14 protein-coding genes are annotated in these 15113 nt (G+C 70.3%); 10 read left to right on the top strand and 4 right to left on the bottom strand.

Annotated features, from left to right (window positions below; genetic code table 11):
* The first annotated feature begins 44 nt into the window (after positions 1-44).
* Positions 45-818 carry a LysR family transcriptional regulator substrate-binding protein gene (locus OHT77_RS04600; protein WP_328826672.1) on the top strand — a complete coding sequence of 258 codons (774 nt, stop codon included), beginning with the start codon at positions 45-47 and terminating at the stop codon, positions 816-818.
* A 97-nt stretch (positions 819-915) separates the two neighbouring features.
* Here the strand turns inward: OHT77_RS04600 and OHT77_RS04595 are convergent, their stop codons facing one another.
* Positions 916-1293: a BlaI/MecI/CopY family transcriptional regulator gene (locus tag OHT77_RS04595; RefSeq protein WP_328826670.1), complete on the bottom strand. Its 378-nt coding sequence runs from the start codon at positions 1291-1293 to the stop codon at positions 916-918.
* Between the two features lie 392 nt (positions 1294-1685).
* Here OHT77_RS04595 and OHT77_RS04590 point away from each other — a divergent pair, with 392 nt between their 5' ends.
* The 4 genes from OHT77_RS04590 to OHT77_RS04575 all read left to right on the top strand — a co-directional run bounded on the left by OHT77_RS04590 (position 1686) and on the right by OHT77_RS04575 (position 6027).
* The gene (locus OHT77_RS04590; protein WP_328826669.1) at positions 1686-3026 is read left to right on the top strand and encodes an aminomethyl transferase family protein; all 1341 of its coding nucleotides are present in this window, start codon (positions 1686-1688) and stop codon (positions 3024-3026) included.
* A gap of 138 nt (positions 3027-3164) precedes the next feature.
* On the top strand, positions 3165-4037 hold the full coding sequence (locus OHT77_RS04585; protein ID WP_328826668.1) for a methylenetetrahydrofolate reductase: 873 nt from the start codon (positions 3165-3167) through the stop codon (positions 4035-4037).
* Entirely contained in the window at positions 4034-4942 is a 909-nt protein-coding gene (purU, locus tag OHT77_RS04580; RefSeq protein ID WP_328826666.1) for a formyltetrahydrofolate deformylase, read from the top strand. Before OHT77_RS04585 ends, purU begins: the two co-directional genes overlap by 4 nt.
* Before the next feature lie 221 nt (positions 4943-5163).
* On the top strand, positions 5164-6027 hold the full coding sequence (locus tag OHT77_RS04575; protein ID WP_328826665.1) for a bifunctional 5,10-methylenetetrahydrofolate dehydrogenase/5,10-methenyltetrahydrofolate cyclohydrolase: 864 nt from the start codon (positions 5164-5166) through the stop codon (positions 6025-6027).
* Between the two features lie 345 nt (positions 6028-6372).
* Here the strand turns inward: OHT77_RS04575 and OHT77_RS04570 are convergent, their stop codons facing one another.
* A complete protein-coding gene (locus tag OHT77_RS04570; protein ID WP_328826664.1) occupies positions 6373-7113 on the bottom strand; it encodes an SDR family oxidoreductase in 741 nt (246 codons plus the stop codon).
* A gap of 104 nt (positions 7114-7217) precedes the next feature.
* Between OHT77_RS04570 and OHT77_RS04565 the strand changes: the two genes are divergently transcribed.
* Positions 7218-7784: a TetR/AcrR family transcriptional regulator gene (locus tag OHT77_RS04565; protein WP_328826663.1), complete on the top strand. Its 567-nt coding sequence runs from the start codon at positions 7218-7220 to the stop codon at positions 7782-7784.
* A 293-nt stretch (positions 7785-8077) separates the two neighbouring features.
* Positions 8078-9055, top strand: a complete 978-nt coding sequence (locus OHT77_RS04560; protein WP_328826662.1) for a hypothetical protein — start codon at positions 8078-8080, stop codon at positions 9053-9055.
* 25 nt (positions 9056-9080) lie between these two features.
* Here the strand turns inward: OHT77_RS04560 and OHT77_RS04555 are convergent, their stop codons facing one another.
* The gene (locus OHT77_RS04555) at positions 9081-9923 is read right to left on the bottom strand and encodes an SDR family NAD(P)-dependent oxidoreductase (RefSeq protein WP_328826661.1); all 843 of its coding nucleotides are present in this window, start codon (positions 9921-9923) and stop codon (positions 9081-9083) included.
* 59 nt (positions 9924-9982) lie between these two features.
* Complete coding sequence (locus tag OHT77_RS04550; RefSeq protein ID WP_328826660.1) at positions 9983-10342, bottom strand: nuclear transport factor 2 family protein; 360 nt, start codon at positions 10340-10342, stop codon at positions 9983-9985.
* A gap of 115 nt (positions 10343-10457) precedes the next feature.
* On the opposite strand from OHT77_RS04550, the gene OHT77_RS04545 reads away from it, so the two are divergent.
* The 3 genes from OHT77_RS04545 (at position 10458) to OHT77_RS04535 (ending at position 15069) form a co-directional block, all read left to right on the top strand.
* On the top strand, positions 10458-10955 hold the full coding sequence (locus tag OHT77_RS04545) for a winged helix-turn-helix transcriptional regulator (RefSeq protein ID WP_328826659.1): 498 nt from the start codon (positions 10458-10460) through the stop codon (positions 10953-10955).
* 164 nt (positions 10956-11119) lie between these two features.
* Positions 11120-13471, top strand: a complete 2352-nt coding sequence (locus OHT77_RS04540) for an FdhF/YdeP family oxidoreductase (RefSeq protein WP_405881438.1) — start codon at positions 11120-11122, stop codon at positions 13469-13471.
* A gap of 134 nt (positions 13472-13605) precedes the next feature.
* Positions 13606-15069, top strand: a complete 1464-nt coding sequence (locus OHT77_RS04535; RefSeq protein WP_328826657.1) for a hypothetical protein — start codon at positions 13606-13608, stop codon at positions 15067-15069.
* Positions 15070-15113 lie beyond the last annotated feature (44 nt).

The following is a 15113-nucleotide window of genomic DNA, read 5'->3' as shown; positions in this document are numbered from 1 at the left end:
CGACCGCGTTCGAGACCTCCGACCACGGCGGGTAACCTTGCGGGGTGACAGGCTCGGAAGAATCCCCCACGTTCCGGCTCGCGTACGTCCCCGGGGTGACGCCCGCCAAGTGGGTGCGGATCTGGAACGAGCGCCTGCCCGACATCCCTCTGACCCTCGTACCGGTCCCGGCCGCCGACGCGTCCGACGTCCTGCGGCGCGGTGAGGCGGACGCCGGACTCGTACGACTGCCGGTCGACCGTACGGTCCTCAGCGCGATCCCCCTCTACACCGAGGCGACCGTCGTCGTGGCCCCGAAGGACCATGTCGTCACGGCGGCCGAAGAGGTGTCCCTCGACGAACTCGCCGACGAGGTCGTCCTGCACCCGCTCGACGACGTCCTCGGCTGGGAACAGCCGCCGGGGGAGCCCGCGTTCGAGCGTCCCGCGACCACCGAGGACGCCATCGAACACGTGGCGTCGGGCATCGGCATCCTCTACGTCCCCCAGTCCCTGGCCCGCCTGCACCACCGCAAGGACCTCACCTACCGGACCGTCCTCGACGCACCCCAGTCGGACGTCGCCCTGTCCTGGCCCGAGGACGCGACCACCGACCTCGTCGAGGACTTCATCGGCATCGTGCGCGGCCGCACGGTCAACAGCACACGCGGCCGTACGCCGACGCCCCCGCAGCCGAAGACCAAGGCGAAGCGCGCCGAGCCCGCCGGGAAGCGGAAGCCGGCGGCGGGGAAAGCGGGGAGCAGGTCGACCGGCAAGAACCCCCGTGGTGCTTCCGGCGGGGCGAAGGGCGCGAAGCGCGGCAAGCCTCGGGGTCGCTGACGGGGCGGGGGACAGAGGCACGCTCGCGGTCCGCCGGGACCGACCTCGCTGTCGAGCCCCGCACCACGAGAACGACCCGATGGTCGCCCCGTGCCGCTCACCCCCCGGCGAGCAGATCGCGCAGGGCTCGCTCCTCCTCGGGGCTCAGGCCGGTCACGAACTTCTGCAGCGCACCGATCGGATCCGGCCCCCGGTCCAACGCCTCGAGCATCGCCTGGGCGGTCGACTCGGCCGCGTTCTTCGCCGGCCGGTACGCGCCGCGCCGCCCCTCCGCGTCCCGCAGGACGAGCCCCTTGTCGTAGAGGCGCTTGAGGATCGTGTGCACGGTGTTGTACGCGAGGGGTCCGTCGATCCCGGACTGGATCTCGGCCGGGGTCAGAGGCCGGTCGGTCGCCCACAGCGAGGCGAGGACCTCGCTCTCCAACGCACCGGCGCTGCGCCGCTCGGCCCGGGTCCGCGGGTCTGTGCCAGCCATGTGCGCCACCTTACAGCGTGTAGGGCGGGGCTTGCCTAGCGTCGACGCTCTGACCAGGGGCTTTGCCCCGGTTGGGGGCGATCGGTGCGGTGAGGGGCGAAGTGGAAGGGGCTGCGGTCGTCGATCATGTGGCTGTCGCGCCGAGTTGGGCCGGGATCGACTCCGCGCCCGGTGACCGTGACGCGGCCACCGCGCTCGGCGCGTTCGGAGGGCGTGCGCAGGAGTGGAAATGCGCCGCACGAGGCTCGCCAAGCCCCGAATCCGTCTGCTAGCTTGCGCTAGATCGTTCTAGCGATCCCCTTTTTCTCTCCCGAAGTGCATCGATCGTGACGACGAGCCGCGCTACTAGATCGATCTAGCAATGCAGGGAGATGGCGTTGAGAGGAGCCGCAATGGCAATCCCCAGTCTTCAGGACGGCATCGACAAGGCCGGTTCGCCCATCGGGCTGCTGTGGCAGCCGAACGCCGAGCCGTGGACCCCGGAGGTGGTGGACAGGGAGTACGTCGGCTGGCGCCAGGAGCAGGCGGCCTGGCACGAGGGCGTCGCGCTGCTGAACCTCTCGCACCACATGTACGACATGTGGATCGAGGGCCCCGACGCCACCCGCGTGCTGGCCGAGTACGGCGCCAACAACTTCGAGAAGTTCGCGGTCGGCCAGGCCAAGCAGTACGTACCCGTCACCCGCGACGGCAAGATCGTCACCGACGGCATCCTCGCCCGGCACGCCGAGAACAAGTACCTGCTCAGCGGTGTCCCCGCCTCCCAGCACTGGGTGCAGTACCACGCCGAGAAGGCGGGCTACGACGTCGGCTTCGAGACCGACGCGTCCTCCGCCTTCCGCCCCGGCGGCGGTGACCCCAGGCTGTTCCGCTATCAGATCCAGGGTCCGCTGGCCCTGGAGCTGATCGGGAAGGTCTTCGGCGGGCCGCTGCCGGAGACCAAGTTCTTCCACTCGACGCCGGTCACCCTGGACGGCCGCGCCTTCGAGGCCCTGCGCCACGGCATGGCCGGACAGGCCGGCTACGAGTTCATCGGCCCGTGGGAGCACGCGGCGTACGTGCACGAGGCGTTCCTCACGGCCGGTGAACCGCTGGGCCTGGTCCAGGTCGGCGCGCTGGCCTACACCACGCCGAGCGTCGAGAGCGGCTGGATCCCCTCCCCGGTCCCGGGCATCTACGGCGACCCCGACCTCGCGGAATACCGCGCATGGCTGCCCCTGTTCGGCATCGAGGGGAAGCGTCCCCTCAACGGCAGCTACTTCTCGGAGGACATCGCCGACTACTACGTCTCCCCGTACGAGCTGGGCTACGGCAAGCTGATCCACTTCGGGCACGACTTCCACGGCCGTGACGCCCTGCTCAAGGCCAAGGACGAACCCCGCCGCACCAAGGTCACGCTGGTGTTCGACGCCGATGACGTGCGCCGGGTCGTGGGCGGGGGAGAGGACCCCGGTTTCGTCCTCACCTACGCCCGCCACCGGGTGGAGACCTCGGCCGGACTGGTCGGTACGACCATGCAGACCGCGTCGATCGACCCCGTCGGCACGGTTCTGGCGCAGACGCTGATCGACTCCGCGCATGCCGAGCCCGGCACCGAGGTGACCGTGGTGTGGGGGGAGCATCCGGGGCTCGGTACCGACCCCGAGGCCGACCTCGGGTTCCCGCGCATCCGCGCGACCGTGCAGGTGAGCCCGTTCGATCGGCATGCGCGCACCGAATACCGGCGCGGGTAGCTCCGCTGGTTACCGGTCCGTCGGCTGCGGGTCCGTGGGGGCTGGTCGCGCGGTTCCCCGCGCCCCTGTGGGGCGCTGCACATCGCCGGAGCTGCTCGGGCACGCCGTTTCCCCCTCTCTCTATCGACAAGGAGCACGATGAACCCCCTCGGCACGGCCTCGGCGGCGGTGAGTACATCGCTGCTGGAGGACTTCTCCCTGGAGATGACGGGCAAGGACGTCCCGAAGCTCGAAGAGGCCCAGGACACCATCCCGCAGGGCACCCGCATCAACGTCACCTTCCTCGGCAACGAGAACCTGGAGATGCGTCTGGCGGCATCCCGGGCGGTGAAGCGCCTCGGCTTCGTGCCCGTGCCGCACATCTCCGCCCGTCGGCTCGGTTCGCAGGACGAGTTCGAGGAGTTCCTCGCCGCCCTGCGGGCCGACGGCACCGGCGCGAACGTCTTCACCGTCGGCGGCGACCCCACCCGGCCCGAGGGCCCCTACGAGGACTCGCTCGCGCTCATCGACACGGGACTGCTGCGGGAGTTCGGCGTCCGGCACGTCAGCATCAGCGGCTACCCCGAGGGCCACCCGGACATCGCAGGCGCCGCGCTGTGGTCCGCGCTGCGCGACAAGACCGCGTCCATCGCAGCTCAGGAACTCGACGGCAGCGTCATCACCCAGTTCGGCTTCGACGTGGACCCCGTCCTGGCCTGGCTGGAGAAGGTCCGTGCCGAGGGCATCACGCTTCCCGTCCGCATCGGCGTCCCCGGCCCCGCCGGCGTACGGCGACTGATGTCGTACGCCACCCGGTTCGGCGTCGGCACCAGCGCCTCGATCGCCAAGAAGTACGGCCTGTCCCTCACCAACCTGATGGGGACCGCCGGGCCCGACAGATTCCTGCGGGCGCTCGCCGAAGGCTACGACCCGGCCCGCCACGGAGACATGAAGATCCACTTCTACACCTTCGGCGGGCTGCGGGCCACGTCCGAGTGGATCGCCCGGTTCAGGAAGGACAACCTCGTATGACCGTCACGCAGGCCGCGCCCCACGACATCGCCAAGAAGACCGGGGGAGCGGGGCACCAGGCGTCGCTGATCGTCCAGGGCGCCGACGCCACCGGCATCGTCGCGGCCGTGACCTCGGTGCTCGGCCGGCACGGCGCCAACATCGTCTCCCTGGACCAGTACTCCGACAATCCGCAGGGCGGTGCCTTCTTCCAGCGCACCGTCTTCGGACTGGACGGTCTGCGGGCCCAACTGCCCGGTCTGCACGCCGACTTCGACAAGGATCTGGTGAAGCCGTACGGCCTCAGCTACACCCTGCGCGACCTGTCCGTGCCGAAGCGGGTGGCGATCTTCGCCTCCAAGTCCGACCACTGCCTGCTCGACCTGCTCTGGCGCCACCGTCAGGGTCAACTCCCCGTCAGCATCGCCATGGTGATCTCCAACCACCCCGACACGGCCGAGGAAGTACGGTCGTTCGGCATCCCCTTCTTCCACGTGCCGTCCATGGGCGCGGACAAGTCGGCCGCCGAGGCCGAACACCTGCGGCTGCTCAAGGACAACGTCGACTTCGTCGTCCTCGCCCGCTACATGCAGATCCTCTCCGGCGACTTCATCGAGCGGGTCGGCGTGCCGATCATCAACATCCACCACTCCTTCCTGCCCGCGTTCATCGGCGCCGGTCCGTACGCCAAGGCCAAGGAACGCGGCGTGAAGCTGGTCGGTGCCACCGCGCACTACGTCACCGAGGACCTCGACGAGGGCCCGATCATCGAGCAGGACGTGGTGCGCGTCAGCCACGCCCACACCGCCGCCGACCTCACCCGTCGCGGCGCCGACGTGGAACGCGCCGTCCTCTCCCGCGCGGTGCTGTGGCACGCCGAGGACCGCGTCATCCGCAACGGCAAGCACACGATCGTCTTCGCCTGAAGCGTGTGTCGGCCCAACGCCCGTGCGGCGAAGGGTGGTTGCGCCGCGCCGCCCGCGGTCATCGGCGGCGGTGAATCCGGCAATCCCCCGCGTCCGACGCGCGGTCTCGGTCCCGGTCCCGGTGCCGTACGGCCACACATCCGTGGTCGGCCCGCCGCGACCTCGGCAGGCAGTCCTCCGCACCGGGTGAAGAGGTCACCAGCAGAAAGCGGTTCGCCATCATGACAACCACCATCGACGGCACCCGGATCGCACGTGACATCCGGGCCAGGGTCGCTCAACGGGTCGCCGAGGTCGCGGCCCGCGGACGGGTGCCGGGGCTGGCGACCGTCCTGGTCGGCGACGATCCCGCCAGCGCCGTCTACGTCGCGGCCAAACGGCGTGCCATCCGCGAGGCCGGTATGCGGGACTTCCACCGACACCTCTCCCCGCACGCCCGTCAGGAGGAAGTCGCCGCGGTCATCGACGAGTTGGCGGCCGACCCGGACGTCTCCGGCATCCTCCTCCAACTGCCCCTGCCCACAGGCCTCGACGCGGCGACCCTGATCGACCGGATCCCCGCCGCCAAGGACGTCGACGGTCTGACCACAGCCAGCGCCGGCCGACTGGCACGCGGGGAACGGGGGTTGCGCCCCTGCACCCCGAGCGGGGTCGTCGAACTCCTCGACGCGGAGGGCATCGACATCAAGGGCGCGTGTGTCGCCGTCGTCGGCTGGGGCGGACTCGTCGGCCGACCCCTGGCCCAACTGCTGCTGCGGCGCGGCGCCACCGTCACGGTCGCCCACGAGTTCACCGCCGACCTGGCAGCCGTCACCCGCCCTGCCGACATCGTGGTCGTCGCCACCGGCGTACAGGGTCTCGTCGGCCCCGAACACGTCAAGCCCGGCGCCACCGTCATCGACGTCGGCATCCACCGCACCCCCGACGGCCTGACCGGCGACGTCCGCGCCGCCGAACTGGACGGCATCGCCGGCCGCATCACCCCCGTACCGGGCGGGGTCGGCCCGATGACCATCGCCATGCTGATGGTCAACACCCTCCAAGCGGCCGAGTGGAACGCCGAGTTCGAGGCTGTGCCCGCATAGGCGCGGGAGCACTCGGTGCGCGGGGCCGTGCGTGCCGCCCGTCTGGGCTCAGGAAGGTGCTGGACGTGAGGCAACTTGCCCTGCTGGCAAGGCTCTTGGGCCGGGTGCCGGCCGGACTGGCCGACGTCATGCCGTGCCCCGCCGCGCGACACGCGGCCCGCGCCGGCCGAGGGTACTGGCCCGCGCCCGGACTGCCTTTCGCGGTCCGCGCAACACGCCAACCGAGCCCCGATGCAGCCGCGTTGCCGAAACTCGGCCCCAACTACGCACACCACGAGAGCGGTTGTGAACAGCCTCGCCCCCCAAACCACCGACCCCCGTCTCAACTGACCAGCAACAGAAGGGTCATCCCTGGACGGTCGGACGGACGTTGATCTCGCCGATCTCGACGTCCTGGGGCTGCTCGACGGCGAAGGCCACCGCGCGGGCGACCGCCTCCGGGGAGATGCCCATGGCGTCCATGTTCTTGCGTGTCACGTCACGGATGTCGGGGTCCGTCATGGAGTCGGCCAGCTCGGTGCGGACGTATCCCGGCGAGATGGCTGTCGTCCGCACCACCCCGTCGGTCGACTCCCTGCGCAGGCCTTCGTGGACGGTGCGCACCGCGTTCTTGGTCGCGGCGTAGACGGCCATCGAGGGGGGCGTGGTCAGGCCGGCCACGGAGACGATGCTGACCAGGTGGCCCGACCCCTGCTCGTGGAAGACGGGCAGTGCGGCGGCGACGCAGTTTAGCATACCGCGGAGGTTGACGTCGATCATGGCCGACCAGCCCTCGGTGTCGAGGTCGGCCAGCAGGCTGATGGGGGCGACGCCCGCGTTGTTCACGAGTACGTCGATCCGGCCGTACTCGTCGACCGTGGCGGACACCAGGCGCCGTAGGTCCTCGGCCTTGGTGACGTCGACGACGCAGGTGGCGGCCCGGCCGCCCTCCTCCCGGATGTCCCGCGCTATGGCGTCGACGCGTTCGCCGCGGCGGGCCGCGAGGACGACCGCGGCGCCGCGCCGGGCGAGCAGACGGGCCGTGGCCTCGCCGATGCCCCCGCTCGCTCCGGTGATGGCGATGGTCTTGTCGTGTAGCGAAAGCACAGCTGCCTCCCGATAAAGTGGACACGTGTCCGCTGTGTCATCCACCATACCGGACACGTGTCCACTTGTCGGGGTCGGAACATTCGGAACATGAGGAGAGACCCATGAACGCGCCAGCACGCCGTCCGGACGCGGCGCGGAACCGGATCCGCATCGTCGAAGCCGCCCGCGCTGCCCTCGCCGAGTCCCACGACGTCCACCTCAACGAGATCGCCAAGCGCGCCGGAGTAGGACAGGGAACCCTCTACCGGAACTTTCCCAACCGCGAGGCCCTCCTCGCCGAGGTCTACCGGCGCGACGTCGAAGAACTCGTGACCGCCGCCCCCGCCCTGCTGGCCGAGCACGAGCACGAGCCCGTGGAGGCCCTGCGGCACTGGCTCGACCGGGTGATCGACTACGCCGAGATCAAGTACGGCGTCCTGGCCGCGCTGGAGCCGGCGGCGTGGCAGGACCTCGTCGACCACAGCCAGAACCCCATCGAAGCCGCCCTCGCGCACCTGCTGGACGCCGGTAAGGCGGCCGGTTCCCTCCGCACGGACGTGGACGCCCGCGGGGTCCTGCTGCTGATCGCCTACCTCGGCCGAGTGGACCGGGACGAATGGGAGTCCAAGGCACGGCCTCTGATGAACGTCATCCTCGACGGCCTCCGGCGACACGTCGCGGAAGAGTGAGGGGACGTTCGCCGCTGAGATGTCCATGTGCCCAATGTCGTTGCGCCGAGGGCTTGTTGAGGCCTCGGACGGGATGGCATGCTCCGGGCCATGGTCAAAAGAAATGAGTCCTCCGTCCGCCGATGAGCGAGACGGCCGGGACGAAACTGCCCGGATCACCTACGACACTGTTCGACCACGCGCTCCGGCTGCACCGGTTGACCCCGGGAGAGCCGCTCCGACGGAACGGGGAGCCGTTCCCCGACGAAGCGTCGCATCGCCGACGAGGCGTGAAGGCGCCAGATGACCGGTCCTTGGCCGGCAAGGACGCGGCACTCATCCTGGACGCGCACTTCGCACGGACCTCCGCACCTCCCGGTGAGCTCGCCGACGCGTTCCACGACGTCTACGTCCCGGCGCACCCAAACAAACACCTCGCCTCGTCGGCCGCGCGGGCGGACCCGGAACGCGTCCGCCGGACGGGGCGCTGGCTCGTCCGGGAGGGGACCGATCGCTGCGCGGTCACCGTGGGGCTCGCCCTGCTGGCCGCCGCGGGAACGGCCGACGACATCCCGTTGATCCAGACGATCGGGCTGCTCTCCGATCAGTTCGGACCACTGGCGGCGCACGCCTTCGAGAGGTTGCCGGGAGGCGTCGAGGCGCTGCTCCGGCTCGCCGAGCGCGTCACGGGCTGGGGGCGCGTCTACGTCGTCGAAGCCCTCTGCCGACTCGACGACCCGGCCATCCGCCCATGGCTGCTCCGCCGCGCCTGCGACGGGGACTTCCTCAACGGGTACTTCGCAGGGAAGGTCGCCACTGTCGCCAGGCTCCATGAAGCGCTCGCGGAACTCGACACGGACAGCGAGATGGTCGAACACGTCGGTCGGCTGCTGTGCCTTATGAGCGACTGCGGGGGGATGGGACGCACGCTCGCCCATTACCCCCATGCGGGAGTGGTGCTGGAAGCCCATGCCCGCCGGGCGGGCTCGCTCGGCCCCAGCATCGAGCGGTACTTCACGATCGCGGTGCTCACACAGCACCTGACCACGAAGTCTCCCGAGGGCATGGGGTGTACGGCGGCACAGAGCGAGGCGCTCCGGGCGACCTACCTGGAGGTGCTCGACCGGGAGGAATGGACCCTGACCGCACGCGCCGGGTTCGCGGCCGACGAACGGCGGATGCGGTGGCTCGCCGACCACCGGGCGCCGGAGTTGAGGCTGCGCGCGTTCCCCGATCGGGAGCCGGCCGCCGAGGAACAGCGCAGGCCGGGACCACGTGACCGCCCCCGGTGAGCGAGGGGAACGCCCCGCACTCTCCCTACGGCTCGGGAGGGAAGTCCGCGCTCCGTGAGGCGGCTTCGTAGGTGCGCAACTCCTCGATCATGCCGGTCAGTTGGCCGTGGACGGCGTCGTAGCCGGCCGCGCCGAGGACGAGCCGGTGAGGAGGGTCGTCCTGGTCCATCGCGTCCAGGACGGCCCGCACTCCTCGGCGGGGATCACCGGGCTGCGTGCCGTCCTGGCCGACCATGGATTCCCGGACGGACTCGATGAACGGCAGGTAGGCGTCGACCGTCTCGGACACGGGCTCGTCGGTGAAGCCCGAGTAGGCGCGGGTGCGGAAGGGGCCGGGTTCGACGGCCAGCACGTTGATGCCGAAGGGTGCCACCTCGCGCCGTAGCTCTTCGGTGAGGCCCTCGACGGCGAACTTCGCGGCGCTGTAGTAGCCGAAGCCGGGTGCGCTCCGCAGGCCCGCGACGGAGGACATGTTGACGATCCATCCGCTGCCGCGGGCCCGCATGTCGGGGAGGACGGCGCGCAGCAGCTCGGTGACGGAGAAGAAGTTCAGCTCGAAGGACCGTCTGACCTCGGCGTCGGGCGTGCCTTCGACCGAGCCGTACCAGCCCCGGCCGGCGTTGTTGACCAGGACGTCGATACCGCCGAAGCGCTCCTCGGCGGCACGGACGGCCGTACGGATCTGCTCGGCGTCGGTGACGTCCAGCGGCAGGACGAGTGCCCGCTCGCCGTAGGGGCGGGCCCACTCGTCGAGCAACTGCGGGCGTCGGGCGGTGAGGACGACGTTGTCGCCGCGCTCCAGGGCCAGGTCGGCGTAGGTCGGGCCGAAACCGCCCGGGGTGCCGCCGGTGATGAACCAGGTCTTCATGCTTCCTCCGAGGTCTGAGGGCGGGCCGATCGATGGGTTCCGTGGCCGGGCGGCGGCCGTCAGGGGGCGATGGCGAGCCGGTTGATCCGGCCGTCCGCGTCGAGGACGAAGCGGAACCTCAGATCGACCTTGCCGCCGGGGAAATCTCCTTCGAGGCGCTGGACGACGGTGTACTCGTCGGGACCGTGGCGCTCGGCTCCGAGCGGCGTGGTCGTGTAGGTGTACTGGGAGCCCTCCCGCTCCAGCCAGCGCCTGATGGCGGCCTGTCCCTCGTAGGTGTGGCCGTCGTCCGTGACGGTGGCCTCGGGGGCGAGGGCGGTCTCGGCGGTGGGGATGTCCCGTACGTCGTGGGCGCGGAGATAGCGGCTGACGACCTCCGGGAGGTCGGCGAAATCGACGGTGTCGCGGTGTTCGGTCATGTCTGCTGCCTCGCATGTGTGCTGGATGGTGGAGGCCGCTCAAGGTGCGCAGCCCTGGTTACTGCTAAAATAGAAGCCAGTGACTTTCACTTTAGCAGTAATTCGGGAGGGTGCCATGCCGAGCAGAATCCGACTGGAGGACCGGGAGTGTCCGCTGTCGACGACGGTGCAGCACGTCGGAGAGTGGTGGACGCTGCTGATCCTTCATGACGCCTTCGACGGCTATACGCGCTTCGACCAGTTCCAGCAGAGCCTGGGCATCTCCACCAGCATGCTCACCGCCCGCCTGAAATCCCTGGTCGGCGATGGCCTGCTGGAGCGTCGGCCGTACCAGACGAACCCGGTCCGCCACGAGTACGTCCTCACCGAGCTGGGGTACTCCCTGCGGCCCGTGATCGTCGCCCTGGCCGCCTGGGGCAACCGGCACCTCGACCCGCAGGACCGGTCGATGATCCTGGTCGACGCGGAGACGGGCGAGGAGGCCGAGCCGGTGGTGGTCGACGCCCGCACCGGGAAGCGGCTCGACGACAGCGAGGCGTACGTGTTCACCGCCGGGCCGGCCGCGAGCGAGGGGATGCGGGCGCGGTATGCCGAGTTGGAGCGGGGACGGTGAGCGGAGATCGGCCGGGTTCCATCACCCTGGGCGGTCAATCCCTCCCCTCGCTCCGCCAGGTGCGCCTGCACCCCCAGCGGTAAAATCCAACCAAACCGGACAGGTGTGGGCGTCGTCAGCACGCGTAGTCGATGGCCGCCGTCGTGACAGCGAAGGGCAGCACCATGGACCGCTCGGATTCCGGAGGCCGTCCCGGGGACGACTTGGGGCGTGGAGCGCCGGGGGTCGAGGCGCGCGGCCGTGGGCCCAATCGGCCCGGGGACATCTCGCAGGAGGACGACACCGCCCCCTCAGCGGGGTGGGGCGCGGCACGGAGTGTGACGCGGGTGCTGGCCAAGACGCGTGAGCCGGTCAGCGGGCCGCTGGCGATCGTGAAGATGAACCATGAGAACGGCGGGTTCGACTGTCCGGGATGCGCGTGGCCGGACGACCGCAAGGGCCTGCATCTGGACATCTGCGAGAACGGGATCAAGCACGTCACGTGGGAGATGACCCGAAAGAAGGCCGGCCCGGAGTTCTTCGCCGCGCACACGGTCACCGAGCTGGCGGGCTGGTCGGACTACGCGCTGGAGGACCAGGGCCGGCTGACCGAGCCGATGGTCTACGACGAGGCCACGGACAAGTACGTACCGATCTCCTGGGCGGACGCCTTCGCGCTGGTCGGGCAGACACTGCGCGGCCTGGACAGTCCTGACGAGGCCGCGTTCTACACGTCCGGGCGGCTCAACAACGAGGCGACGTTCCTCTATCAGCTGTGGGTGCGCGAGTTCGGCACCAACAATCTGCCGGACTGCTCGAACATGTGCCACGAGGCCTCGGGCCGTGCGCTGCAGGCCGCGCTGGGCACCGGCAAGGGCACCTGCGACATCGGCGACTGGGACGCGGCGGACCTGCTGATCATCATGGGCGTGAACGCCGCGTCCAACGCCCCGCGCATGCTCACGACCCTCGCCAAGGCACACCGGCGCGGCGCCGGGATCGTCCACGTCAACCCGCTCCTCGAGGCCGGCGCGCGACGGACCATCGTGCCGCACGAGTTCGCCGCGATGGCCACCTTCCACGCCACCGAGACCGGCGACCAGAACGTCCAGGTCGGCATCGGCGGCGACCTCGCCCTGCTGCGCGGGATCGCCAAGGCGGTGTTCGAGCGGGCCGAGGAGGACCCGGCGGTGCTCGACACCGACTTCATCGAACGCCACACGGCGGGCTTCGCGTCGTACCGCGACCTGGTGCGCGCCACCGACTGGGCCGAGCTGGTGCGGCAGTCCGGGGTGGGCGAGAGCGAGATCCGGCAGGTCGCCGAGCGCTACCTGGGCGCCGACCGCACCGTCATCTCCTGGTGCCTGGGCGTCACCCAGCAGGACCACGGGGTGGACACCGTCCGCGAGATCGTGAACCTGCTGATGCTGCGCGGCAACCTCGGCCGCGAGGGCGCCGGACCCTCGCCGGTGCGCGGCCACAGCAACGTCCAGGGCAACCGCACCTGCGGCATCGACCACCGCCCCGCGCCCGCGTTCCTCGACGCGCTCGACGAGGTGTGCGGGATCTCCGCGCCCCGAGAGCACGGACTCGACACCGTCGGCACGATCAAGGCGATGCGGGACGGCCGGGTGAAGGTGTTCGTCGCGATGGGCGGCAACTTCGTCCTCGCCGCCCCCGACACCGACGCGACCACGGCCGCGCTGCGCACCACCGAACTGACCGTGCAGGTGAGCACGAAACTCAACCGCAGCCACCTCGTCCACGGCCGCCGCGCCCTCATCCTCCCGTGCCTCGGACGCACCGAGAAGGACACCCAGGCGACGGGCGAGCAGGGCGTGACCGTCGAGGACGCGATGAGCGAGGTGCACCTCTCCCTCGGCATGCGCAAACCACCCGCCGACACCCTCAGGTCCGAGTGCGCGATCGTCGCCGGAATGGCACGGGCGACACTGCCCGACTCGGCAACACGGTGGGAGTGGTACGTCGAGGACTACGACCGGATCCGCGACACCATGGCCCGCGTCCTCCCGGGCTTCGAGGACTTCAACCGCCGGGTGCGTGAACCGCTCGGCTTCCGCATCACCCAGCCCGCCCGCGAGCGCGAGTTCCACACCGCGTCCGGCCGCGCCGAGTTCCACGCGAGCGAACTCCCCGACGTGACACCGCCGGAGGGCATGCTCGTCCTCTCCACGATGCGCTCGCACGACCAGTGGAACACCACCGTCTACTCCGACGACGACCGCTACCGCGGGGTCAAGAACCTGCGCACCCTCCTCTTCATGAACCTCAAGGACATGGACGCGCGGGGCCTGGTCGAGTTCGACCTGATCGACATCACCAGCCACGCCCGCGACGGCAGCACCCGCTCGGTCTACGGCTACCGCGTCATCGCCTACGACATCCCGGCCGGCAGCGTCGCGGGCTACATGCCCGAACTCAACATCCTCTGCGGGCTCGACGACTACAGCAGGCAGAGCGACCAGCCACTGATGAAACACCAACTCGTCACCGTCACCCCGGCACAGGGCGGCTGACCGCGCGTTCGGTGGAGGCGGGGCGGGCGAACACTATGAACTCAATGATCGACGGGTAGTCCCCGCACGCGGCGGTTCCTAGCATCACGGTTCGCAGGGCAACTTCGCACAGCGAATTCATAGGAGCCGCTCCCGTGACGACACTTGACGCGCCCGAACCGGTACGCCGGAGACGCCACGCCCCCCGCCACCGTCGGGCCGTACTGGCCGCCGGTGTGGCCGCGGCACTCCTCGGCACACTCGGCAACGCCCCCGCGCCCCCGGCGCGGACCGAGCCGCCCGTCGTAGCCCCGTGCCCGCCCGACCTGCTCGGGAAAGCCACGTGTTACACCGGCAAGGACAGCAACGGGGCGTACTACACGATGGCCGTGCCGACCCGCTGGAACGGGTCCCTCGTCGTGCACGCGCACGGCGGACCCGACCTCGGCGACTCCTCCGACCCGGCCCGCAGCACCGACGACCTGAACCGCTGGGCGGTGATGGTCGAGGAGGGCTACGCCTGGGCCGGCTCGTCGTACCGCCGCGGTGGCTACGGCACCCGGATGGCCGCCGCCGACACCGAGAACGTACGCAAGCTGTTCGTCGCGGAGTTCGGCAAGCCGAAGCGGACCTATGTGCACGGCCAGTCCTGGGGCGGCGACGTCGCCGCCAAGGTCGCCGAGACCTACGGCAGACGCCCCGGCGCCTACGACGGCGCGCTGCTCACGAGCGGTGTCCTCGGCGGCGGTTCACGCGGCTACGACTACCGCGTCGACCTGCGGGTGGTCTACCAGTACTACTGCCACAACCACCCCCGCCCGACCGAGCCGCAGTACCCGCTGTGGGAGGGCCTGCGCCCGGACTCCACCATGACGAGCGCCGGTCTCCGCGCCCGACTCCAGGAGTGCACGGGATTCTCCTCCGCCCCCGCGGAGCGGACCGCGCTCCAGCAGCGCAACCTCGACGACATCCTCGCCGTCACCCGCATCCCGGAGCGCGCGCTCGAATCACATCTGCGGTTCGCCACCTTCACGTTCCGCGACATCGTGTCGACCCGCCTCGGCGGCCGCAATCCCTTCACCAACCAGGGTGTGCGGTACTCGGGTTCACACGACGACAAGGCACTCAACGCGGGCGTCGAACGGTTCACGGCCGACCCCACCGCGCGCCGCGACCTCTCCTACGACAGCGACCTGACGGGCAAGGTCTCCATCCCGGTCCTCACGATGCACGCGATCGACGACCCGACGGCATTCGTCGAGCACGAGGCGGCCTACCGTGCCACGCTCCAGGGCGCGGGCCGGGGCGGCAACCTCGTCCAGAGCTTCACCAAGGAGACCGAGCACAGCGCGCTGAGTGACTCCGAGTACGCCAACTCCATTGCTGCGCTGGACACTTGGGTGCGTCACGGGCGCAAGCCGACCGCGCGCTCGCTCGCGGCGTCGTGCGCGGCCTTCGACCGGAAGTACGGCACCGGGTGCTTCTACGACCCGGCGTTCCACCCCGCGCCGTACGCCTCACGCATCCGGCCCCGGCCCGGCGGGCTCGTCTGGCCCGCCATGACCGCGGCGCAGGAGCGGGCGTGGAGCCGGATCCCCGGGGTGGGGATCGCTCCCTAGCGGCCGGCCGGGACCGGGCTGGTCCTGTCGGACCAGCCCGGGAG

The sequence above is a fragment of the Streptomyces sp. NBC_00252 genome, assembly GCF_036187565.1.
In the GTDB taxonomy this organism is placed as follows: Bacteria; Actinomycetota; Actinomycetes; order Streptomycetales; family Streptomycetaceae; genus Streptomyces.
Note: the sequence above shows the minus strand (reverse complement) of the source record. Positions and strands in the feature narration are given on the sequence as shown.